The organism is Streptomyces sp. BE303, from assembly GCF_036290945.1.
Lineage (GTDB): Bacteria > Actinomycetota > Actinomycetes > Streptomycetales > Streptomycetaceae > Kitasatospora.
In genome coordinates this window covers 1-326 of sequence record NZ_JAQYWZ010000087.1, presented here as the reverse complement: position 1 = coordinate 326, position 326 = coordinate 1, and the positions used below count along the sequence as shown (strand labels likewise).

Sequence of the window (326 nt, the reverse complement as noted above, 5' to 3'; positions counted from 1 at the left end):
CTCCAGGCCGAACGTGTACGAGATCCGCCCCGACATCACCGACGAAGCCGTACCCGTCAGCAGATGGCCTTCCAGGCCCTCCCCGCTCTCCGCCGCCCCGGTGCCGTACCCCATGAACGAGGCGCCGACGAACACGCCCAACGGCTCGCCGCGCAGGCCCAGCGGATCGGCACCCGCCGCCTCCATCGTCTCCCACGACGTCTCCAGCAACAGGCGCTGCTGCGGATCCATCGCCAACGCCTCACGCGGCGAGATCCCGAACAGCCCCGCATCGAAGTCCCCCGCCCCGTACAGGAACCCGCCCTCCCGGGCGTAGAACGTCCCCG

Annotated in this window: 1 protein-coding gene; it reads right to left on the bottom strand. The window is 70.9% G+C overall.

The features are described 5' to 3' along the window. Nucleotides 1-326, bottom strand: a 326-nt coding sequence (locus PUR56_RS00330) for a beta-ketoacyl synthase N-terminal-like domain-containing protein (RefSeq protein WP_329947350.1), incomplete at both ends; no start/stop codon positions are given.